This window comes from Brenneria uluponensis (genome assembly GCF_032395385.1).
In the GTDB taxonomy this organism is placed as follows: Bacteria; Pseudomonadota; Gammaproteobacteria; order Enterobacterales; family Enterobacteriaceae; genus Prodigiosinella; species Prodigiosinella aquatilis.
Window position 1 is genome coordinate 2,250,054 of sequence record NZ_CP135917.1, and the last position, 21,737, is coordinate 2,271,790.

A 21,737-nucleotide genomic window follows, 5' to 3' on the forward strand; every position below is an offset into this window, starting at 1 on the left:
GCCTCAAAATAGTGATCTATTGTTAATTTAATGCACTAAATAAGTGCATTTTTTCCTTGCGATTACCCAACATCAGGTAACGCTTTCAGCTCATTCAGACTGGTGACAATCACGCCAAATGCTCGCACCATTTCATCTTCATCCACACTGGCGTAACCCAGTAACAGACCTCGTTGATGCGTGGGGTGCAGATAGTAGCTGGAGAGCGGTTTTACCATCACACCGCGTTGAAGAATGCGAGCGCTGAGTACCACATCATCCACTGTATCGGGCAACCGCATAATCAGGTGCAACCCGGCGTTACTGTTGTATCCCAGATAGTCTTCACCCAGATGCTGTACGATCAATTCGCTTAGCAGGGTGCGACGGCGGGCATACAGCAGACGCATACGGCGGATATGTGCGGCGTAATGTCCTTCACTGATAAACTGGCTCAGTGTTAGCTGAGTCAGTAAATGTCCACCACGGTACAGCTCGGCATGGGCAATTTTCAGTTCCTGGGCCAGATGAGGGGGCAGCACCATATAACTCACTCGCAAACCGGGATACAGCGTTTTGCTAAAAGTCCCGATGTAAATCACCGGCGGCTGGTTTTTTAACCCTTGTAACGCTGGAATTGGGCTACCGGAGAAACGGAATTCACTGTCATAGTCATCTTCAATCACCCAGCTTCCGTGCTCTTGGGCCAGCGCCAACAACCGTTGACGACGCGCCAGGCTCATTACTGACCCCAGAGGGTACTGGTGGGATGGTGTAACGCAAATCAGTCGTGGCACCCATTGAGGGGAAACCTTATCCGGCGGCACCATACCTTGCTCATCCACTTCTATCGGGGCGACCCGTAGGCCATTGATAGTCAGTACGTTACGCATCCCCCAGTAGCATGGGTCTTCAAGCCAGGCCAGATCGCCAGGATTGCACAGCATTTTTGCCAGCAAATCCATTGCCTGATGCGTCCCTTCGGTAATCAGAATCTGATCCGGCGTGCATTCTACTGAGCGTGCGATCCGCAGGTAGTCCACCAGCGAGCGCTGTAGTTCCGGGCATCCGCCGATTGGTGAATAGGAGAGCTGTTCCGGTTTGAGTCGACGAGCGAGACGAGTTTGCAGCCGTCGCCACAGATCATGTGGGAAGCTGGTGATGTCAGGAATGCCCGGCATAAAAGCCCCCCATTGTTTTGCCGATGCTCCGGCATAACCCAGCAAATGCAAGCCCCGGCGGGAAAACTCCTGTACCACTGGACTGGGGGCGGGTTCAGTATCGTCACGCAAGTTCGGAATTGCCGTGTCCGGCAGCTGTTCTGTTACATAAGTACCGCTCCCGGTACGGGTTTCGATGTATCCTTCGGCGAGCAACTGTTCATAGGCGGCGATCACCGTGTTGCGTGACAACGAAAGCTGCTGCGCCAGATCCCGCGAAGAGGGCAAGCGCCGCCCAGCTGTAATGGCACCCTCCAGAATGGCCAGCCGGATAGTATCGTAAAGACGTTTGTTTAATGTGCCTTCCTGTTGGCTTTCCAGCCCCTGCAATAGCAAGTCAGTCAGTAGTGAGCGCAAAGTGGACCCCTCAAATATTAAAAACTGGCTCTGGATTATAGGGCCATAGCGCGCATAAATAGCAACACTAAGGCATAAAATTGTCAGTCATAACCTATTGGGTGTGTTCATCGAATCGGAGCAGAAAATGAATAATAGCGAATTAAATCAACGCCGTTTGGCCGCCACGCCGCGTGGTGTAGGGGTAATGTGTGATTTCTTTGCTGCCAAGGCGGAGAATGCTACGCTGTGGGATGTAGAAGGCCATGAATATATTGATTTTTCTGCTGGGATTGCAGTGCTGAACACTGGTCATCGCCATCCGAAAATTCTGGCTGCAGTGCGTGAACAGCTGGAGTGTTTTACTCACACCGCTTATCAGGTTGTGCCTTATGGCAGCTATATCACGCTGGCCGAACGTATCAATGCGATAGCGCCTATCCACGGGCCGGCAAAAACCACTTTCTTTACGACGGGTGCTGAAGCTGTTGAAAATGCAGTGAAAATTGCTCGTGCTTATACCAAACGCCCTGGTGTGATTGCCTTTAACGCTGCTTTCCATGGCCGTACATTGCTGACCATGACATTGACTGGCAAAGTGGCACCTTATTCCACTGGTTTTGGCCCATTCCCAGGGTCCATTTTTCACGCGGTATATCCTAGCGAGCATAATGGCGTCACGGTAGAACAGTCGCTGGAAAATATCGATCGTTTGCTGCATACCGATATTGCTGCTGATCAGGTGGCGGCTATTCTGCTGGAACCTGTACAGGGTGAAGGCGGTTTTAATGTGGCGCCACCGGAATTCATCAGCGCACTGCGTAAACTGTGTGATGAGCACGGCATACTGTTGATTGCCGATGAAGTACAAAGCGGTTTTGCCCGTACTGGCAAAGTGTTTGCGATGGAGTATTACGAAGAAAAAGCGGATCTGATCACCATGGCGAAAAGCCTGGGGGGCGGTTTCCCGATTTCCGGCGTGGTTGGTCGCGCTGACGTGATGGATGCCCCAGGACCGGGTGGACTGGGTGGCACCTATGCCGGTAACCCCCTGGCGGTGGCGTCAGCTCTGGCGGTACTGGATGTGATTGAAGACGAAAAACTGTGCCAGCGTGCGCAGCAACTGGGAGCCACACTGGTAGAGACGCTGAGAAGTCTGAAAGCGAAGTGCCCGGCGATCGTCGATATTCGTGCCCGTGGCTCAATGGTGGCGGTAGAATTCAATGATCCGCAAACGGGTAAACCTAGTGCGGAGATTACCAAGACATTCCAAAAAGAGGCGCTGAATCAGGGGCTGCTGCTGCTGACATGTGGTGTGCATGGCAACGTGATCCGTTTCCTGTACCCGCTGACCATTCCTGATGCTCAGTTCAGTAAAGCATTGGACATCCTGACCCGCGTCCTGACTCAGTAAAAGGATAGCTATGCAACTGAAAAATAATATTTTATTCCGCCAGCAATGCCTGATTGGCGGTGAGTGGCTGGATAGCCAGAGCGGTGAAAATCTGGTTGTGAACAATCCGGCGACGGGTGAAACGTTGGGAACTGTACCGCTGGTGACTGCCGATCAAACCCGTCAGGCGATTGACGCGGCGGAGCAGGCGCTGACTACGTGGCGTTTGCGTACTGGAAAAGAACGTGCGGCGCTGTTACAGGCATGGGCACGGCTGATTCGTGAAAATCAGGATGATTTAGCTGCGTTACTTACTGCTGAACAGGGAAAACCGTTGCCTGAAGCGTTGGGGGAAATCGGTTATGCCACGTCGTTTATCGATTGGTTTGCCGAAGAAGCCAAACGAGTTGAAGGCAGTGTGTTGCAGTCACCACAGGCCACCCAGCGTCTGTTGGTAATTAAACAGGCGATCGGGGTGTGCGCGGCGATTACGCCGTGGAACTTCCCGGCCGCGATGATTACCCGCAAGGTTGCGCCAGCACTGGCGGCAGGCTGCACCATGATTGTTAAACCGGCAGAGCAGACACCGTTTACGGCACTGGCGTTGGCGGAATTGGCGCAACAGGCTGGCATTCCTGCCGGAGTATTGCAGGTGGTGACCGGTGACGCGCCTTCGGTAGGGAAAATCCTGTGCGATAGCCCGGTGGTTCGCAAGTTGAGTTTCACCGGTTCAACCGAGGTCGGGCGTATTCTGATGGCGCAAAGCGCACCAACAGTGAAAAAATTATCACTGGAACTGGGCGGTAATGCGCCGTTTATCGTGTTCGACGATGCGGATCTGGAACTGGCGGTGAAAGGTATTTTGGCGTCCAAGTTTCGTAACAGCGGTCAAACGTGTGTTTGTGCCAACCGGATTTATGTCCAGCGCGGTATTTACCCGGCACTGGCGGCACGGCTGGTAGAGGAAGTGAAGAAGCTTAAGGTGGGAGAAGGTACTCAACCCGGTGTTACACAAGGCCCGTTGATTGATGACGATGCGGTCAGCAAGGTGCAGCAACACATTGATGACGCGCTGTCGCAAGGGGCAACCTTGTTGGTGGGGGGAGAACCTCATGCGCTGGGCGGTACGTTCTTCTCTCCAACGGTGATTGGCGATGTAACGCGCACTATGCGTTTTGCCCGCGAAGAAACCTTTGGCCCGGTCGCGCCGCTGTTTCCGTTCAGTGAAGAGGCTGAAGTTGTCGCCATGGCCAATGATACGGAGTTCGGTCTGGCTGCCTATGTTTATACCCGGGATGCCATTCGTCAATGGCGAGTACCCGAAGCGCTTGATTACGGCATGGTAGGTATCAACACTGGCCTGATTTCGAACGAAGTGGCTCCATTTGGCGGTGTGAAACAGTCAGGTTTGGGCCGTGAAGGTTCACGGTTCGGTATCGAGGATTATCTGGAGATGAAATATCTCTGTGTAGACCTCACTCCTTCAGTTTGACGCAAGGAAAGACAGGGACGTCTCGCTTTGCCGTTGTTCTATTATGGTGCATCTGTCTTTCCTGGAAGCACCATAACAAAGCAGTAAACTCTCAATAACAATAGTTCTAAAAACAGGGCGCTTTGCCTATCTTCTGGCGTCACGCTTTTCTGCCCCATCGCGTTAACCCTACCGACATTTATCAGATATTGGCACGAAATATGCTTTATATGATGGTACATGATGCATCGGAAACGATTTTACGATGTTGCCGTTTTGGCATTGCGTTGACTAACTCTCCAGGAGCCAGACTATGTTAAAAAAATTTGCCGTATCTGCACTTTTCATTGCCATGGCCGCTCAGGCACATGCGGAAACGTTAACCGTCATCTCTTTTGGCGGTACTAACAAAGATGCGCAGGAAAAAGCGTTCTACAAACCTTTTATGGCCGCGAATAAAGACACTATTGAAGCCGGGGAATACAACGGTGAAATGGCACGTATTCGTGCCATGGTGGAAACCAAGCAGGTTGGCTGGGATGTGGTAGAAGTCGAAGGGCCGGAGCTGATGCGCGGTTGCAACGAAGGACTGTTCGAGCCACTGGATTGGAAAAAACTGGGCGACCCGTCTCAGTACGTCAATGGCGCGGTTACTGAATGTGGCGCTGGCATCTTTGTGTGGTCAACGGTACTGACCTACAACGCGAACAAACTGAAACAGGCACCTAAAAGCTGGGCTGATTTCTGGGATGTGAAAAAATTCCCCGGCAAACGAGCACTGCGTAAGAGCGCCAAATTCACACTGGAAATTGCGTTGTTGGCGGATGGTGTGAAACGCGAGGATCTGTACAAGGTATTGGCAACTCCGGCAGGCGTTGATCGTGCCTTTAAAAAGCTTGATCAGATCAAATCCAATATCCAGTGGTGGGAATCTGGCGCACAGCCGCTGCAATGGCTGGTTTCCGGTGATGTGGTGATGACTTCCGCCTATAACGGCCGTGTTGCTGTGGCGCAGAAAGAAAAACCCGGTATTCATATCGTATGGAAGGACGGCATCTACGATCTGGATAACTGGGCTATTGTGAAGGGGTCTAAACATAAAGCGCTGGCGGAGAAATTCATCGCTTTCGCTAATCAGCCAGAAAATCAGAAAGTATTCGCTGAAAATATTGCCTATGGTCCAACCAATGTGAAGGCGACCAGTCTGCTGCCACCTGCCGTCGTCGCCGATCTGCCTACGGCTCCGGAAAACCTGTCGCAAGAGTTGCAAGTTAACAACGAGTTCTGGGTCGATCACGGTGAGGAACTGGAACAACGCTTTAATGCCTGGGCTGCTCGTTAAGAACGAACCGGTCTAACATAACAAGGAGATATAGCTTATGCCCCAGAACGATACGTTGGCTGTTGAGCCGCTATCAGGCAATAAAAAAGCAACAACCAGTTTGAAACAGCAATTACGTGTGGCACAAGCCCGCTATAAAAGACGGTCGCTACTGCTGATTGCGCCATTGTTCTTGTTTATCCTGGTGAGCTTTCTTTTCCCTATTACCTCGATTCTGGGCAAAAGCGTGTCAAACCCCGATCTCCGTGTCAGTATGCCTTCCACCATTGCCGCAATGCGGCAATGGTCAGGCAAGAGCGTGCCGGACGAGGCGGTGTTCAAGGCCCTGGTGACGGATTTACGCAACGCGCGCAGCACCGGGCAGGTGTCTACCATCACCAAACGGTTGGGGTATGAAGACTCGATGTACCGCACGTTGATTAGCCGGACGCTGCGTAAGCTACCGCAGGAAGATACTCCTGATATACGTGGCCAGCTAATTGCCAACCAGCCCCTGTGGGGCGAAGTGACCACCTGGAAGACCATTGCCCGGGCATCAAGGCCGTTCACCAGCTATTACCTACTGGCGGTATTCGACCATAAAGTCGATCCGCAAACGCAGAAAATCGTGCAGCAACCCGCCGATCAGGCGCTTTATGTAACTGTCTTGTTCCGCACTTTGCTGATGGCTGGCGTAGTAACGCTATTGTGTGTTGGCCTGGGTTACCCGCTGGCATACTGGTTGGCGAAACAACCTACTAACCGGGCCAATCTGTTGATGATTCTGGTTCTGTTGCCGTTTTGGACCTCATTGATTGTTCGGACGGCTAGCTGGATTGTGTTACTGCAATCCGGCGGTCTGATTAACCATGCGCTGCTTGGACTTGGCATTATTGAGCACCCGTTGGTGTTGGTCTTCAACCGGGTAGGGGTGTATATCTCCATGACTCACATTTTGATGCCATTTTTCGTGTTACCGCTGTATGCCGTAATGAAAGGCATTTCTCCCAACTATGTGCGAGCCGCGATTTCACTGGGGGCGCATCCATTTATCGCTTTCTGGCGCGTATACATACCTCAGACCTATGCAGGTGTCACGGCGGGGGCGTTGCTGGTATTCATGATGGCGATTGGTTACTACATCACGCCAGCATTGCTGGGTGGACCAGGTGATCAAATGCTGAGTTATTTCGTGGCGTTTTTCACCAATACCACCATGAACTGGGGAATGGCGGCCGCATTAGGCACACAGTTGCTGGTTATTGTCACGTTGTTGTATGTGGTTTATATGCGTGTTACCCGTACCAATGCAGAAGCGGCTGCGCATTAACAGGAGGATAGGGAAATGAGACAACAGGGTGCGCTGGTTATCCGTTTGTGGAATACCTTTTTTAACTTCTATGGCGCTGCGATGTTGCTGTTTTTGGTGGTGCCGGTACTGGTGATTGTTCCACTATCATTCAATGCCGGTTCATTCCTCAGCTACCCGCTGGCGGGATTCTCCTTACGCTGGTATCACGAATTTTTCAATTCCAGTGAGTGGTTGAATGCGCTGGGAAACAGTCTGCTGATTGCCCCATTTGCGACATTGCTGGCAACCGCACTGGGCGTTCTGGCTGCGGTAGGGCTGGTGCGTGGCGAGTTTCGTGGTAAATCGTTGGTGATGGCAGTATTGATATCACCGATGATTGCACCAGTGGTCATCGTGGCGGTAGGCATGTTTTTCTTCTTCGCCAAACTGTCTTTACTTAACAGTTATGTTGGGTTGGTGCTGGCTCATGCGGTGCTGGGTGTGCCTTTTGTGGTGATCACCGTGATGGCAGTGTTGAAGAATTACGATCAGAATCTGACGCGGGCGGCTGTCAGTCTTGGCGCATCGCCATTGACTGCGTTTCGTAAGGTGACATTTCCGCTGATTGCCCCAGGGGTGTTCTCCGGTGCACTGTTTGCATTTGCCACTTCATTTGATGAGGTTGTTGTCACGCTGTTTTTAGCCAGTCCACGCCAGCGAACGCTTCCGTTGCAAATGTTTGCCGGCATTCGTGAGAATCTGGATCCCACTATTGCCGCCGCCGCTTCGCTGATGGTGGCGGCGGCACTGATTCTGTTGGTGGTGATGGAGCTTCTGCGTCGCCGGACGGAGCGGTTGCGTGGTGGTCACTGAAAACTGAAAACCGTGTCATGGGGGAATCACCATGACACGTGGTTATTGTCAGAAAACAAAGATAGCAATACAAACTGCATCAGCGGTTATCCCTGTGTTTCCACCCGTTTTGTAGAAGGTACAAAACAAAACCTTTGCTCGAAAAGGGCTTCATGTTATTGACATAATTGAAGACACTCACGTCATAAAAAAATTTAATCCTCTACTTCCATTTATGATCTTACTTTCAATAGCATCGGTTTTCGCGTGATGGCACCTCAAACTTTGCAAAATCTCATTTGAGCAGATACGTGCCAGAATGTACTCTGGTCCGCCCATAGGTCTACTGGCAGTTTGGCGCTGCAGCGGTGTTTGTGTTGGCGACCGCGTTTATATTCATAAAAGCAGCAGGGTTGTTGGAAGCCTGGAAGCAATAACTGTCGTTGCCTTGCACCGCGTAGAAACACGATGAGACGTTCGCTGGGATAGTGATGTTATTGAGTCCACCGATCCTGAAGATTGTCGCCGTTGCAGCCCGGGTCGCGGGGCTATTGGGGTTTTTCCGGAATGTGATGCCGGTGTTGGGTGCCCCGACCTGAATGGCTGCATAATTGGTACAGTTGGCACTGAACGGCAGGTCGACAGCAAAAGCGGGGGCAGACAAGGCGGTGAACGCACCCAAGATCATGCCCGTCGTCAGGTAGTGGTAAAAATATTTTATATTCATCATATTAGTGTCCTTTTTTTCGTGTATGAAAATCTGTAAAAACAAGCGAAGACGTTCGTTGCAACATTTCAGCTTCTTTTGCCTTTGCCACCGATTGGTGACGAGTGTGTCGTAAAGATTTTTGAACTATCATCATTTACGGTCATTATCCGATAGACGCGAATGTCTCCATGACACCCTTCTTTAAAAATCAACCGATGATCGATGTACGTAAGTCAGGTTTGGCAGAAAGTCAAAGTACCGTCCAAAATATATGTCAAGTCCATTGCCCCGGATCCGAATGCAATCTTAGTCGGCGTACTCAAGCTGGACTTTGACTGTATAATTGAGCTTTCATCGAGTTGCGTATTTAGCTTTGGCAGCATAACGCCTTGTTTAAGGTCGGTTACTGTTAGATAGTATGAAATTTGTGCAATATCGAAATAATAGCGGGTATTTGGAGCACCTTGCATGACTAATGCCGGGTACTGGGCAACATATAATGCAACGCTCATTGTCAATGAAGCGGAAACGGTAAAGCTGGCATCTGTCGTGATTTCTAACTTGTTGTGAATATTTGGGTTTAAATAAGGAGTACCAGAAAAAAAACCGTTATTATTGTGTTGAACAGGAAGTGCATTATTGCTATTTGCGGTGGTTGGAGAGACGGGTGTTGGGGATTGTCCTGAGGTGAATAGAACACCGATATCAACGGGTTGAGACGTATTCCCCCAGCCTAATCCAAAATCAGTTTGATCCCACTTGAACGAGTAATTCCCACCATTATTAATCGTCGTCACTAACCAAACGAGCGAAAATTCATTAATGTCTGAAGCATCAGCCAGAAATATGGCCACATTCTGTGGTGCACCACTGCTATTAGTTACGTTCACGGAATAAGTCATGATCGACGCTTCCTTCTCAACAGCAAGCATGGACGGCAGTATTTGCTGGATAACGTGATGACCCATGAATGGGATCAAATAATGAAAATCAATTTCTTCTTGATAAGGGCTGAAGAGAACTCCTCAACGCTCAATACTATATTTCGAAAAACCAATCTGTAGAAAACAACAGATTGGTTTTCTTAAACGACGGCTGAGAACAAAATGCTACTGATCCTTAAGACGTCAGCAAAACAAATTGTAAAGTATCAGTGAGTTTGAATTTCAACGAAGTTACGCCTTCGGTGAAGGAGAACTGTGTTGGACTACTGACAAATGTTCCCGAAACAGCAACACCTTGTTTTGAGTCTGTGGTGCAAATCCAATAGGTTGGGTGTGTATCAAATAAAAAATTCCCATTTGGTTTGCCTTGCATGGCAAATGCTGGCAAAGAATTCATGTAAACAGCAAGGCTCATCGCCAGTGATTGTGAAACAGTAAATGATGCGTCGGTTTTCACTAACATGCTGCCGCTAGGCACCTCCGGATCATAGAACGCTGTGGGTGACGTTTGAAACTGACCACTAGAGTAAGTCACACCCATCTCGTTGTTTCCTCCGGCAGCAGTAGGATTCATGTTCTGGAGGGGGCCACCGGAACTCCATAAAACGCCAGGTGCCAATGGCTGTTCAGTGGTACCCCAGTTGAGAGCCCAATCTATTGACCAATTGTAGCTATTTGTATTCCCATTGTTGACCGTTTGCAGGAGCCATACCAAGGGCAAGCCTGTTTTGAGGTTAGGGTAAGTTTGATAGATGGCAACATTCGCGGGAGCGCCGCTGGAATTTAATACAGAGATAGAATAGGAAGACATAATTTATATTCCTTTCAGTATGTATGAACTAAATAAGCGTTATTTTGAGCCAATTGGCTACGGCATTTCGTTCCGGAATAACGTAATTATTGTCTGTTTTTTTTATTGTGCAAGTATATTTTTTTATTTATAAATTTCGTGTTTGTTGTTGTTTAAAAAAGAAATAATCATATTTATTTTTTTATTTAAAATATTTTTTATACAAAAATGCAATGTATTCAATGTGCTGGTGATTTATTTGAATTTATAAAAACAGATGCGTAGCAGTGTCATCATTTTAAAATAATTTACCCAATATTTTTGGTTTTTCTTATATTTATGATTTTATTATAAATAAAAACCTAAATTGTTGTTTTCAAAATTATTTGCCTTCTAATTAAGTTGATTATTATTGCTATGTATAATCATATCTTATTGGGTTTTGTTAGTAAGTAAAAGTGGGCTGGAGTAATAAAGGTTACTCTTTAACTCATTACGTCAGTAATTATTTAACTGAGAAATAATATAAGCATTTTAGATACTATCAACATAACAATACAGACAAAAAACTTTTATTCTGCTAATTGAATTAATGATTCTTCATCTCTTTAAAATATTACAGTATGCAGTAGTCAATAGAAATTGATTACGCTTTAGCGTTTTTCCAATGTAATCATTATGATTCATTTGATGTTAATTCATCGTTATATGGGGGACTGAGCTGACTATAATAACCGATGGTATAATTCGTTATTGATCTATTCGCATCACTAAAATTACTGTATCCACTGTTTGATACCCGTGTGCTGCTCAACGGTTATTGCAGAACTGCATCGAGCGAGTCTTATCATCATTACGATTGTTCCACTATCGTTCAATGCCGGTTCGTTCCTCAGCTACCTGCTGGCGAGGTTCTCTTTACGCTGGTATCACGAATTTTTCAATTTCAGTGAGTGGTAATGTGCCAGGAAACAGCCTGCTGATTGCTCCATTGGCGACAGCATGGGCGTTCTGGTCGCGGTAGGGCTGGTGTGTGGTGGTCACTGAAAACTGAAAACCGTGTCATGGGGGAATCACCATGACACGTGGTTATTGTCAGAAAACAAAAATAGCAATACAAACTGCTGCATCAGTAGCAGTCACATACCATAAAAACATATTTTGTTACCTAAAAAGATGAGTAATCAAATAATTTGTTAACAATACATCTCTGTACATAATATGTTACTTAATTAGTATGTTAATGGCCTGTTTCATGATTTCTGTCAAAATAAAGTGATATGATTAAGTGTTTTATATTAATTACGATTTAACCACACCCGTCATACTTCAAGTTGCAGGTGCGTTGGCTTTCCTCGCCCACTCCAGGCACCTGTTTGAGTCAGCGCTAAGGGTTCGCTGTGTTGCTGTCTTTCTGCAACTTGCCGTTATTTAGGGTTAAACCTTTCAATCAGCAGGTACTCAATGAATAAAATTAACACGATGGAGCCGGTTACAGACCAATCGCTTTCGCTTTCGCCTTTGTTCTGGCAGCTTGTGGGCGTGATGGCGCTCGCCGTTCGTTTGGTTTCCGGCTGGACTTACTGGGGCGGCGCGAGTCGCAGGTTGATTTATGACCTGGCTAAGTTGGATCCAACATCACCCGCTTATCTTGCTAACAAGCTGGTACATGCTGCACCGGGCATGGCATTTGATCTCTCTGGTGTAATGCATTGGTTGCTGGCCCATCCAATGCTGCTGCACATTGCAATAGTCTTTTTCACGCTGGTTGAACTGGTGGTGGGCGTGGGATTGATCGTCGGCTTTGCCACTCGGTTTATGTCCTTTATCGGGTTGGGTCTGTCGGTGACCTTAATGATCATTTTTGGCTGGATGGGAACCACCTGCCTGGATGAGTGGACCATGGCGGCCTGTGGGTTTGCCATGTCGGCTGTCGTTCTGGTCACTGGCGGTGGCAAGTGCGCGGTGGATCAACTGTTGCTGCCGATGATTGAGAGAAGCGGTGCTCGTTGGTTGGTATGGTTAACCAGTGGGCCATTGCCACTAACAACCAGGCAGGTGATGAAATTCGCTTCGACAATGGCAGTCATCTCTATCGTGTTTGCTGTTGGGTTTTACGGTTACAATTATGGAGCACTTATCACGCCGCTCGGTCACCGTGTGGATAATGCGCACCCAACAGTTACATTATCCAATGTCACCCTGATGGATCATCACTTGCAGGTCGCTACTTACATAAAAACGGGTCCAGATACGCAAGGGGCCTATGTGACAAAGGTTTCGTTAATCCAACAGGAACAAACGCTGATAAGCTACCAGGCCGCGGATTTAAAAGACCCAGCCAAAGTGACATTGAAAAATCAATTTGCACCATGGTCAACCTGTAAAGCAATGGCTTATGCAGTACGTTGCCAGCTAGGATCCAAAGCCAATTGGTCACTTACACTGCCAGCAGATTTAACCATGGATGACCATAAACCACTCACGGTTGAATTTACCGATGTGGAAGGGAAAAACTACACTGCACTGGTTGAGCTTCACTAAGATGATCTCGTACCAGATGGCGTTGTAATAGATATGAGGTTACGCGACGGTCATTGACACGTGGAAACCGCGTCATGGGCAACCCCCACGACGCGGGGTCATGGTCAGGATGCTCCGACGTTGTCAGCAATCTGATGTGATGGCGTATCTTTGGGATCCTGAACGAAATCATCGCTATCTGTAATTGTTGCCTCAAAACTGCGCAGACGCTTATAGATTGACAGTAGTTCGACAATGGTGGTCCAGGAGTTGATCAGATACTGGAATGAACTGCGTACTTGATCAAACACATTGGTAATCTGTGTCATCAGCCCGAGCGTCAGACTTCCGGCAACGATGGATGGCAACAGGACTACCAGACCAAATATATTATCGGTTTGCAGATACAATACCCGCGCAATATTGAAATAGGTGTAGTGGAAATAGAGACGAAAATAGTTTTTACGTACGTGAGTAAATAATTCCCGCACAGTAACCGGGGCTGCCCGCTCCTCATTATCTTCTCCATACACCAGTTCTTTACGATAGGCGGCCTCTACTCGCTGATTATTGAACTCCAGTCCTGGCAGTTTGATCCCGATTATCGCCAGTAACCCGGTTCCCATCAGCGACCAGATAATGGCAGCAATCAGTAGTGCATAGGGAATATGGCCGATGATGGGTAATTCAGTTACATGGGATGACAATGAAATCAATATGGGTAAAAACGCAATCAATGTCATGATTGACTGAACCAGATTGACACCCAACCCCTCCACCGTTGAGGCGAAGCGCATACTGTCTTCCTGAATACGCTGTGCTGCGCCCTCGATGTGACGTAGACGTGGCCAATGAGAGATGTAGTAGTCATTCATTGCCATACGCCAGCGAAAGACATAATGGCTGACGAAAAACATATTCATAACACCCACTGTCACGGCGATTAATGCAATGCCGAGAAATATTCCCAGTTCATGATAGAAACTGCCAATAGCTACCGCATGAGGTGTCGACAAGGCTTTCTGAATCAAATTATAAAAAGGGACGTACCAGGCGTTTATCGCGACGCCAACTTCAACAGAGAAGTAGGTGGCAAAGATGATCAGCGCGGAACCGAGGATTGACCAACGCTGCCAGCGGTGAGGCGAAAAAACAAACCAGCCGGTGGCAAAAATACCGACACTGAGCAGATAATAACCATAAAACCATAAAAAAGGCGGTGACCAGAAGCGTGTTGCACTGTTGGGTAATGGTTGCGTGATATGCAACAGGCTATTGCCTAATGGTTTTCCCCATGTATACCAGAGTACAACAGACAGCAATGTCCAAAATAAAGCGGAAGAAAAAAACAGTTTTGGATGTGGAAAAAAAGATTTAAACATAACGCGCTTTTGCCTGTTAGAAATATCTGTTTCATTAATTTGTTTTCATTACCAGATATCTGATTCACATGCAGGTTTTTTATTGCAACGATATTTGACGGTGCCATCATTTCTTTACAGACCGTGGATGATAAATTAAGCAACAATCAGGCGGGTGATACTGACAACCGCAGCCGACGTAATTTATTTTTCGTATATACCCGTCATACTTCAAGTTGCAGGTGTGTTGGCTGCGTTCATTCACCCGAATCACTTATCTGAGTAAGCTCATCGGGATTCACTCTCTCGCCGCTGTCCTGCAACTCGAATTATTTGGGGTATCGATATTTACCTGTGCTTTACTCGATTTCAATAATCTCTTTTTCCCTTTTCTGCTCCTGTTCCAACTGACGTAATACCCGGTAAACCTGTGCGACTGCCTGTAAAGTATCGCGGGGAATGTAGTTACCGGCCGGAATATGGTAAAGCGTCCGGGCCAGCCATACAAAACGGATCACCGGAATATCGGCTTGATGGGCGCGGGTGATCAATTCTTTCGCCTGATTATCTTTCCCTTTACATAGAATGCGAGGCAACGGTGTTTTTCCCGGCCGATAAAACAGCGCCACCGCATAATGCGTAGGGTTGACCAGCAGCAAGTCCGCATCTTCAACTTTGCCTTTGGGGCGCTGGGTGGCCGGTTTATTCAATATCTCATTCGCTAGTGACTTACGATGTCCTTTCATGTGCGGATCACCTTCGGAATCTTTATGTTCACTACGGAGATCTTCATGACTCATACGTTGTTGTTTCATAAAAAAATATTTTTGCAGGCCAAAATCCAGGGCGGACAATACCAGCAGAGCTGTCAGGGTGGTGCGTGCACTGTGGTGTAATATTTTCGCCACACCGTGCCAGAACCCGTCCAGGTCACCGTAAGACAGCTCCGCCAGTGACTCCAGATCGGGGATAATGACCAGATAAAATATCGTGCCGATGGTGCTCGCTTTTAGAATGTTGGTTAGCATCTCCGTCAGTTTTCGCATGGAGAACATCTGTTTGAACTGGTTGATGGGATTCAGTCGACTAAGGTCAATTCGCAGTGCTTCCGGCGCAAACAGCGGGCCATACTGGAGCCACCCGCCGACCAGACGTAACAGCACTGCTACGCTGATGGTAAGCAGGCAAAACGTAGCAAGCAGGGATAACGCTTCACTGAAAATTTCTTCTGCCGCATGGCCGAATGGGTCACTCAGACGTGCCAGAGGGAGTTGCATCAATGACTGCAATTTTCCCATGCTGTGGTCTGCCAGCGCCAGAATAGTTTCCAGTAGACCGATGCAAATCAGTAATTTTGGTACATCCTGGCTTTGGCCAACTTCCCCTTTGCGCCGCGCATCCTGTAATTTTTTGGTCGTGGGTTTTTCGGTTTTTTCGCTCACACTGACTCCTTGCCACTCTGTTCAGGGGTGAACGGAAAAAAACAGCGGCAACAGATATTTCAGGTCGGGCAAGGCCATAATTCGACCCTCTGCAAGAAATTGCACTACTGGCAGATAGACAATAAAGAATGACATACCGGCCAGGCATTTTGCCGGTACCGATAGCACGTAAACCTGTAGTTGCGGGCTATAGAGACTGAGCATGGCGATGCTGAATTCCAGTAACAACAACAGTGCCACCAGTGGACCGGAATACACCACCATGTGGCTGAAGGTTTCTTTTAACAGATCCAGATAGGTGTGAAATCCTTGCTCAGACAATGGTGGAAGCCATTGCAGGGGTGGCCAGATCTGATAACTGTCCCAGATAACTTGCATTGGGCCGGAGATGCCGATGGTTAATATCAGCAGCAGAATAAACGTCTCTTTCAGCAGATGACCGAGCGGCGTGACATCCCGGCCCAGCGCCGGGTTCAGTTGCCCGCCGATCAATGCTCCGCGCTGGTTGTCAAACAGTGCGCCCACGGATTCAAACATCCAAAACGGCATGGATAGCAGTGACCCCAACAATAACCCAACAACCATTTCCTTTAGCAGCAACCCTATCAATATCAACCAACTAAGGTCAGTTACCATGAGTTGTTGTTGAATGGCGGTGGCGGGTACCAGTGCCAGTGTTATTACGACAATATTGCGTAACATCCCTTTGACCACCGTGAAGGAAAATATCGGTATTAGAAATAGACAAGGGTAGAGGCGGGCGACGCCCAGCGTGATGGCGAACAGAAAGTGGTAGATGCTTTCAATCGTGGAGATCATAACAACCTCATACGTGGGTGTGTTCAATCATGCTGAAAGCCATGACGGCCAGTTGAATCAGCTCACTGCTAATCCAACGTCCGGTCATCGCCAATACCAACCCGACAGAAACCAGTTTGACGGCAAAGGGTAGCGTCTGATCCTGAAGCTGCATGACAGCCTGTATCAGCGATACCAGTACCCCGACCATTACCGCGGCCAGCAAGGGGGGGGCCGAGAGTATCACCACCAGAATCATGGCCTGTTTGAACAGATTGAGTGTTTCCACGGCAGACTCACAAATAGCTGTAGAACAGACCGTCCAACAGACGTGTCCAGCCGTTCACCAATACGAAAAGTAATAACTTGAGTGGCAGTGAAAGGGTGGTGGGTGCCACCATCTGCATCCCAAGCGCCAGCAACACGTTAGAAACGATCAGATCAATAACGATGAAAGGGATATAAACCAGAAACCCTATTTTGAATCCGGCCTGCAATTCCGAGAGTACAAACGCCGGGATCACCAGCAGCATATTTTGGGTATTCACTTTCTCCGACATGTTTGCCGGCCACATACGGATGCTGTTTTCATGCAGATGGACAAGGATGTCCGGGTCACTGTTGCGTGACATGAATTTTTGTAGCGGTGTGATCCCGCTGCCGAGCGTCGTTTCCAGTGTTTCAATGCTGCTTAAATCCAGCGGCGTGTCCTGAAATTGTTGCTGGATATCGTTGAATACCGGCGCCATGATAAACAGTGTGGACGCCAGAGCGATACCATACAGCGCCATATTGGGAGGCACTTGCTGCACGCCAATGGCATTACGGGTAATGATCAACACCATGGCGATTTTAAGAAAGCAGGTACAGACGATCATCATCATCGGAATCAGTGAAAGCGCGCCGAGGAACAGGGCAAGCATCACTGGATCGAACTGACCGGAGATCATGATGCCAGCTCCTGTACAACCGGTGTGTCAGGGATGCCCATCAAGCGTTCAATTTTCAGTCCCAGTCGTCCTTCCACATCCACCAGTTCACCACAGGCCAGTGGTTGTTCTCCGTGATACAGCATGGCTTCACCGGGAATAGCGTGTTGCAGCGTCAGGATGGCCCCACGGTCAAGTCGCTGTAATTCCCGTAAGGTCATGGTCAGGTGTCCACAGCGGACGGTTAGAGTAAGAGATAATGGTGGAAGTGGGACAGCATCCAGGTTATTCGGCATGTTGTCAGATACACCATCTTCCATGGGGGTTTCAGGATTCTCATCGTCATTAAAAGGGGAAGTCATGGGGTAATCCTCACGTTCAGTCACGATAAAATGATAAGACGCGCCACCATCCATCTGGAGTTGCCCGGATAAACGCCAGCCAGCCAATAACACAGAACCCTGGCCCTCCGGCGAAAAGTATTGTGTGGGTGGCAAAATCAGATCACCTGGTTCCATATGCAGAATGTCATCGTAGGGCAACGTCACTTCTGCCAGTATCAATGGATGGTGAAGACACAGTGCTGTCGGCAGTGGATGGTGCTGAGGCACCCAGCCGGGCTGCGCCAGCAGCCGCAGTAATGAAGATGAAGCCATCCATAATCGGCTACGCACCTGGTGTGGTCCCAGGTTGACGCCGAGCCAGAGCGTGATATCTGGCTGGGCAGCGGGCAAAGAGGTTGGCTGCAACTCACCTAACAGTTGGCGCAGCGCCGGGCTCAAATAGTGATTGTAAAGTGTCCAGTACCACTCCCGCGTATCCTTCTCGGCATCGGCTGTAGTGGAATATCCCGGCAGTAGCGCTGGGCAGGACGAAAACAGAGACAGTACGGTGTCGGCGCTGTCCAGCAGTAATCGACCGTGGTCACAATGCCAGCTGGTTTCCGTTCCGCAGAGATTCGCTGTCTCTGCGAGATTTAGCCATAGCTCACCGGGCTGACCGTCAAGCGTAAACGCAAAACGATAACCGGCTGCTAACCGGCGATAAACCCGCGCTTGCTGATAGCGTACTGGCGGCAAGTTAAGTGGTTGGCAGTTCATATCCCGTCCCCCTGCGTTTCAAACTGTAGGTGGATTGGGCAGGCGAGTGCTTCTGACAATGAACGGCGGCAAGACTCCCGACGGGTCTTCAACTGTTCATAAGTGTCTTTGTTAAAGCGTAATGAAACGTCCCAGCCGTTAGGTCGCAGTGATGCCATCCGCACGTCAATATCGCCGAGCTGTGGTAATTGCAGGCTAAATGCTAACGGTTCGCCGGGCAGGTTTCTCAGTGATGAAGTCAGTTCGGTTTCCAACGATTGCCAAAGTGACGATGTCACAGAATGTGTGGCGTCAGCGGCACCGTTGCCTTCTGTGTCCATCGAGGATACGGGCAGGTTTTCGGTGACCAACAGCGCCGGTTGGGCAATCAGTTGCTCAAAGCTCGGGGGTGAGGTGAGCGGTTCCCAAAACGCCATATCCGCATGATTTTTGTTGGCTGGCGAAGATTTATCCGGCTGACGGGGTGGTGGCATACGTCCCGGCGGTGCCTCATTTGAGGATGACAATCGGTGATTCATAAGCGCTCCTGATTGAGTGTTAACAAAAATTCCAGTTTTTCCACGGCTTTCTGATTCAGTCGAGTGCCTTCTCGTGCATCGCTAACCCGCTGCTGTTGAGCCAGATAGTTTTTCTGCCAGTCAGTACACAGCAAAATTTGTGCATGGACCTGGCGGATGTGTTTTTGTTCTTCTTCCAACTGATTTTTGAGTGATTCCAGCGTCTGGGTTTTGCCTACCGCTTGTTGCCGGAAGGTTTCACGGTGCTGTTGGTAGCTATCCTGTTGTTGCGCGAGGCGTTGCTGATGTTTCCGCAGGGCGTGTTCAATGCGCTGCAGTTCCTGTTCTTCCTGACGCAACTGCCGCTCTGCCCGGCTGAGACGCTGACGACGGATCGGCATCAACTGGTTAAGGGTGGCATTCAGCGCCTGTGCGGCGCTATCTACTGCTTCTTCTTCGATAACACTAGACGGTGGCATGGGTACTGAGCTCCGCTAACTGGGCCTGAATATCTTCAAATGACAATGGTTCGCGCATGGACTGCTGCAAAAAATGGTTAATCTCATCATTAACGTTCACGGCGGCATCGGTAAAAGCATCGTGTCCTGGCTGGTATTCTCCCAGCCTGATCAGCATTTCTACCTGTTTATAGGCCGCCATCAACCGCCGCACGGTACTGGCGTCACGGCTATGTGTTTTTTCGACGATATTACTCATGATGCGGCTCAGGCTCATCAGCACGTCGATGGCCGGATAGTGATTACGTTCCGCCAGACGGCGTGACAGTACGATGTGGCCATCAATCAGTGATCGTACTTCGTCCGCCACCGGGTCGTTCATCGAATCCTGTTCAATCAGTACTGAGTAGAGCGCGGTAATAGCGCCCTGGCGAGTTTGCCCGGCGCGTTCCACCAGCCGTGGCAACAGGGTATACACCGACGGTGGCAATCCGCCGCGACCTTGCGGTTCACCTAACGCCAGGCCGATTTCACGCTGAGCACGGGCGAAACGGGTGAGTGAATCAAGGATCAGTAACACCTGTTTTCCCTCGCTGCGGAAGGCTTCCGCGATAGCCGTGGCGGTAAAGGCTGCCCGGGCGCGTTCCATACTGCTGCGATCTGAGGTGGCGCAGATCAGGACGGTACGGCGGCGCAGTTCCTCATCCAGTTCGTGATCAAGAAATTCACGTAATTCACGGCCACGTTCCCCAATCAAACCGAACACAATGGCGTCACAGGGGGTATTACGCGCCAGCTCGGCCAGCAGCGTGGTTTTACCACAGCCCGCCCCGGCAAATATGCCGACACGCTGGCCGCGACCGATGGTCAGTAAACCATCGATGGCCCGTATTCCGGTGGGCAGCGGTTGACTGATCCGCGGGCGTTCTGTAGGGGGCGGAGCATCGCCCAGCACTGGCGTGGAATGAACCGAGATATCACCGGGGTCGACAAACGCACTGGCGCCGCCTTCTTCCAGCGGGCGACCAAATCCATCCAGCACGCTGCCAAACAACGCATCGGAGATATGTACGCAATGTGGTTGGTACAACGGCGTAATCACGGCGCCCTGAGCGATACCATCCAGCGCGCCCAGCGCGGAGAGAAAGGTGTTTTCCGCGCTGAAACCAACGATTTCCGCCAGGATCTGCGTTGCGTCATTGCGTTTCACCAGGCACAGATCACCTATGCGGGCGTGGGGTAGACTGGACTCCAGCAAAATGCCACTGATGCCAACGATCCGCCCCTGAAGATTGACCGGGGAATACAGCGCCAACTGCTGTCGTTGATGGCTTAGCCAGCTATCCAGTAACGGATAGTGGAGATGTCGCACGGTTTCCTGACTCATCATTTACCAGTTCACCTTAATTTGCTGCCGGCCACGAAATTCAATCAGGTGGTCGTCAATACTGACCAGACGAAGATTGTTCACCTCATCACCGACAAAGATTCGTCTGCCATCCGATGTCACGATATTGGCCTGTGGGCCTCTGGTGACCTGGATGATGCGGAAGGGCAATTTCTCAAGCTTCACCGTGGTGTGATCATCAATTTGCAAGGTGGTGTTATAGCGTTGGTGGAATTGCATCAACATTCGTTCCAGGCGTTTCTGCATTGCAGGACGGATATTGCCGCTCAGCACCACATGATTATTTTCCTGATGGGTATCAATTTCTGATAACAGATCCCGCTCACTGAGCATGGTCTTCAGCGTGCTGTTAAGCTGCGGCAGTGTACCGATAGGCATCCGGGTATCCTGTGGTGGCGGTGCTGAAGGCATGGCGGCACTTTCCTGCAACATCCAGCTTCCCACCATCAGGAACAGCAGTACGCCCAGCAGCAGATAGCTGCACTTGGCCCACCAGGGTAACGCTGCTTTTTTCGTGGCTTTTGGCCCAGACAGGGTAGGAACCGGATCATGGTGTGACGTTTCCGGTGGTGGCAGGACATCTTCATCCGGCAGTTCAGACGGCGTTCCTTCCTGCCAGGGCAGGGCAGCGTCTACGACGCACAGCCAGATGTGACCCAGGGCAAACGGTGTTCCCGCTTGCAGCGCCAGTTGATGTTCAATCTGGTGACCTTCACTGTTACTCAGTGGGCCTTCATCGGCATACAGCGTCCACCCCGAATCCTGCCTTTCCAATAGGCAATGTTTAGCGCTGATGCCGGGATCGTACAGCACCATATCAGACTCGTCGGAGGAACCGATACGCCATGAAGCGCCGCTCAGCGGCAGCGCGGCTCCACGATGTAATCCGGTCAGAACACGTAGCTCAAACATTTT

20 protein-coding genes and 1 pseudogene are annotated in these 21,737 nt (G+C 49.6%); 7 read left to right on the forward strand and 14 right to left on the reverse strand.

Going from position 1 to position 21,737, the window contains the following annotated elements; genetic code table 11:
- Positions 1 to 62 precede the first annotated feature (62 nt).
- Positions 63 to 1,556, reverse strand: a complete 1,494-nt coding sequence (pdxR, locus tag RS889_RS10285; protein WP_021016195.1) for a MocR-like pyridoxine biosynthesis transcription factor PdxR — start codon at positions 1,554 to 1,556, stop codon at positions 63 to 65.
- A 127-nt stretch (positions 1,557 to 1,683) separates the two neighbouring features.
- On the opposite strand from pdxR, the gene RS889_RS10290 reads away from it, so the two are divergent.
- The 5 genes from RS889_RS10290 (at position 1,684) to RS889_RS10310 (ending at position 7,884) form a co-directional block, all read left to right on the forward strand.
- On the forward strand, positions 1,684 to 2,949 hold the full coding sequence (locus RS889_RS10290; RefSeq protein ID WP_021016194.1) for a 4-aminobutyrate--2-oxoglutarate transaminase: 1,266 nt from the start codon (positions 1,684 to 1,686) through the stop codon (positions 2,947 to 2,949).
- Positions 2,950 to 2,959: 10 nt separating this feature from the next.
- A complete protein-coding gene (locus tag RS889_RS10295; protein WP_315710584.1) occupies positions 2,960 to 4,420 on the forward strand; it encodes an NAD-dependent succinate-semialdehyde dehydrogenase in 1,461 nt (486 codons plus the stop codon).
- Positions 4,421 to 4,712: 292 nt separating this feature from the next.
- Positions 4,713 to 5,741 carry an ABC transporter substrate-binding protein gene (locus tag RS889_RS10300; protein WP_315710585.1) on the forward strand — a complete coding sequence of 343 codons (1,029 nt, stop codon included), beginning with the start codon at positions 4,713 to 4,715 and terminating at the stop codon, positions 5,739 to 5,741.
- Positions 5,742 to 5,778: 37 nt separating this feature from the next.
- A complete protein-coding gene (locus tag RS889_RS10305; RefSeq protein ID WP_315710587.1) occupies positions 5,779 to 7,050 on the forward strand; it encodes an ABC transporter permease in 1,272 nt (423 codons plus the stop codon).
- 15 nt (positions 7,051 to 7,065) lie between these two features.
- Positions 7,066 to 7,884: an ABC transporter permease gene (locus RS889_RS10310; protein ID WP_315710588.1), complete on the forward strand. Its 819-nt coding sequence runs from the start codon at positions 7,066 to 7,068 to the stop codon at positions 7,882 to 7,884.
- 322 nt (positions 7,885 to 8,206) lie between these two features.
- Here the strand turns inward: RS889_RS10310 and RS889_RS10315 are convergent, their stop codons facing one another.
- The 3 genes from RS889_RS10315 to RS889_RS10325 form a co-directional block, all read right to left on the reverse strand.
- Positions 8,207 to 8,593, reverse strand: coding sequence for a hypothetical protein (locus tag RS889_RS10315; RefSeq protein ID WP_315710589.1), 387 nt, complete (start codon positions 8,591 to 8,593; stop codon positions 8,207 to 8,209).
- A 212-nt stretch (positions 8,594 to 8,805) separates the two neighbouring features.
- The gene (locus tag RS889_RS10320) at positions 8,806 to 9,474 is read right to left on the reverse strand and encodes a hypothetical protein (RefSeq protein WP_315710591.1); all 669 of its coding nucleotides are present in this window, start codon (positions 9,472 to 9,474) and stop codon (positions 8,806 to 8,808) included.
- A gap of 217 nt (positions 9,475 to 9,691) precedes the next feature.
- Positions 9,692 to 10,327: a hypothetical protein gene (locus RS889_RS10325; protein ID WP_315710592.1), complete on the reverse strand. Its 636-nt coding sequence runs from the start codon at positions 10,325 to 10,327 to the stop codon at positions 9,692 to 9,694.
- Between the two features lie 828 nt (positions 10,328 to 11,155).
- Here RS889_RS10325 and RS889_RS10330 point away from each other — a divergent pair.
- Together RS889_RS10330 and RS889_RS10335 are read left to right on the forward strand one after the other, a co-directional pair.
- Positions 11,156 to 11,315: pseudogene (locus tag RS889_RS10330) on the forward strand (ABC transporter permease); the annotation flags it as partial.
- A 455-nt stretch (positions 11,316 to 11,770) separates the two neighbouring features.
- Entirely contained in the window at positions 11,771 to 12,850 is a 1,080-nt protein-coding gene (locus tag RS889_RS10335; RefSeq protein WP_315710594.1) for a TQO small subunit DoxD, read from the forward strand.
- Positions 12,851 to 12,954: 104 nt separating this feature from the next.
- Here RS889_RS10335 and sbmA read toward each other — a convergent pair whose 3' ends face one another.
- The 10 genes from sbmA to RS889_RS10385 all read right to left on the reverse strand — a co-directional run bounded on the left by sbmA (position 12,955) and on the right by RS889_RS10385 (position 21,734).
- Positions 12,955 to 14,211, reverse strand: coding sequence for a peptide antibiotic transporter SbmA (sbmA, locus tag RS889_RS10340; RefSeq protein ID WP_315710596.1), 1,257 nt, complete (start codon positions 14,209 to 14,211; stop codon positions 12,955 to 12,957).
- 338 nt (positions 14,212 to 14,549) lie between these two features.
- Complete coding sequence (gene sctU / locus RS889_RS10345; RefSeq protein WP_315710598.1) at positions 14,550 to 15,632, reverse strand: type III secretion system export apparatus subunit SctU; 1,083 nt, start codon at positions 15,630 to 15,632, stop codon at positions 14,550 to 14,552.
- 21 nt (positions 15,633 to 15,653) lie between these two features.
- Positions 15,654 to 16,451: a type III secretion system export apparatus subunit SctT gene (gene sctT / locus RS889_RS10350; RefSeq protein ID WP_315710599.1), complete on the reverse strand. Its 798-nt coding sequence runs from the start codon at positions 16,449 to 16,451 to the stop codon at positions 15,654 to 15,656.
- 7 nt (positions 16,452 to 16,458) lie between these two features.
- Entirely contained in the window at positions 16,459 to 16,719 is a 261-nt protein-coding gene (sctS, locus tag RS889_RS10355) for a type III secretion system export apparatus subunit SctS (protein WP_315710600.1), read from the reverse strand.
- Positions 16,720 to 16,726: 7 nt separating this feature from the next.
- Positions 16,727 to 17,380, reverse strand: coding sequence for a type III secretion system export apparatus subunit SctR (sctR, locus tag RS889_RS10360; RefSeq protein ID WP_315710601.1), 654 nt, complete (start codon positions 17,378 to 17,380; stop codon positions 16,727 to 16,729).
- On the reverse strand, positions 17,377 to 18,459 hold the full coding sequence (locus tag RS889_RS10365) for a FliM/FliN family flagellar motor switch protein (RefSeq protein ID WP_315710603.1): 1,083 nt from the start codon (positions 18,457 to 18,459) through the stop codon (positions 17,377 to 17,379). Before RS889_RS10365 ends, sctR begins: the two co-directional genes overlap by 4 nt.
- Positions 18,456 to 18,977 carry a type III secretion system HrpP C-terminal domain-containing protein gene (locus RS889_RS10370; protein WP_315710605.1) on the reverse strand — a complete coding sequence of 174 codons (522 nt, stop codon included), beginning with the start codon at positions 18,975 to 18,977 and terminating at the stop codon, positions 18,456 to 18,458. Before RS889_RS10370 ends, RS889_RS10365 begins: the two co-directional genes overlap by 4 nt.
- Positions 18,974 to 19,435, reverse strand: coding sequence for a type III secretion protein (locus tag RS889_RS10375; RefSeq protein ID WP_315710607.1), 462 nt, complete (start codon positions 19,433 to 19,435; stop codon positions 18,974 to 18,976). The genes RS889_RS10370 and RS889_RS10375 overlap by 4 nt, the downstream gene beginning before the upstream one ends.
- Positions 19,422 to 20,801, reverse strand: a complete 1,380-nt coding sequence (sctN, locus tag RS889_RS10380) for a type III secretion system ATPase SctN (protein WP_315710986.1) — start codon at positions 20,799 to 20,801, stop codon at positions 19,422 to 19,424. The genes RS889_RS10375 and sctN overlap by 14 nt, the downstream gene beginning before the upstream one ends.
- A gap of 3 nt (positions 20,802 to 20,804) precedes the next feature.
- On the reverse strand, positions 20,805 to 21,734 hold the full coding sequence (locus tag RS889_RS10385; RefSeq protein ID WP_315710609.1) for an FHA domain-containing protein: 930 nt from the start codon (positions 21,732 to 21,734) through the stop codon (positions 20,805 to 20,807).
- Between the last annotated feature and the right edge of the window lie 3 nt (positions 21,735 to 21,737).

Bases quoted from the DNA above. Each gene is read 5' to 3' on its own strand.
- RS889_RS10295 (WP_315710584.1), top strand. From the start codon at position 2,960: ATGCAACTGAAAAATAATATTTTATTCCGCCAGCAATGCCTGATTGGC.
- RS889_RS10315 (WP_315710589.1), bottom strand. From the start codon at position 8,593: ATGATGAATATAAAATATTTTTACCACTACCTGACGACGGGCATGATC.
- sctT (WP_315710599.1), bottom strand. From the start codon at position 16,451: ATGATCTCCACGATTGAAAGCATCTACCACTTTCTGTTCGCCATCACG.
- RS889_RS10325 (WP_315710592.1), bottom strand. From the start codon at position 10,327: ATGTCTTCCTATTCTATCTCTGTATTAAATTCCAGCGGCGCTCCCGCG.
- RS889_RS10385 (WP_315710609.1), bottom strand. From the start codon at position 21,734: ATGTTTGAGCTACGTGTTCTGACCGGATTACATCGTGGAGCCGCGCTG.
- RS889_RS10300 (WP_315710585.1), top strand. From the start codon at position 4,713: ATGTTAAAAAAATTTGCCGTATCTGCACTTTTCATTGCCATGGCCGCT.
- RS889_RS10335 (WP_315710594.1), top strand. From the start codon at position 11,771: ATGAATAAAATTAACACGATGGAGCCGGTTACAGACCAATCGCTTTCG.
- RS889_RS10365 (WP_315710603.1), bottom strand. From the start codon at position 18,459: ATGAACTGCCAACCACTTAACTTGCCGCCAGTACGCTATCAGCAAGCG.
- sbmA (WP_315710596.1), bottom strand. From the start codon at position 14,211: ATGTTTAAATCTTTTTTTCCACATCCAAAACTGTTTTTTTCTTCCGCT.
- RS889_RS10320 (WP_315710591.1), bottom strand. From the start codon at position 9,474: ATGACTTATTCCGTGAACGTAACTAATAGCAGTGGTGCACCACAGAAT.
- sctR (WP_315710601.1), bottom strand. From the start codon at position 17,380: ATGATCTCCGGTCAGTTCGATCCAGTGATGCTTGCCCTGTTCCTCGGC.
- RS889_RS10375 (WP_315710607.1), bottom strand. From the start codon at position 19,435: ATGCCACCGTCTAGTGTTATCGAAGAAGAAGCAGTAGATAGCGCCGCA.
- RS889_RS10305 (WP_315710587.1), top strand. From the start codon at position 5,779: ATGCCCCAGAACGATACGTTGGCTGTTGAGCCGCTATCAGGCAATAAA.
- RS889_RS10290 (WP_021016194.1), top strand. From the start codon at position 1,684: ATGAATAATAGCGAATTAAATCAACGCCGTTTGGCCGCCACGCCGCGT.
- RS889_RS10370 (WP_315710605.1), bottom strand. From the start codon at position 18,977: ATGAATCACCGATTGTCATCCTCAAATGAGGCACCGCCGGGACGTATG.
- sctN (WP_315710986.1), bottom strand. From the start codon at position 20,801: ATGAGTCAGGAAACCGTGCGACATCTCCACTATCCGTTACTGGATAGC.
- RS889_RS10310 (WP_315710588.1), top strand. From the start codon at position 7,066: ATGAGACAACAGGGTGCGCTGGTTATCCGTTTGTGGAATACCTTTTTT.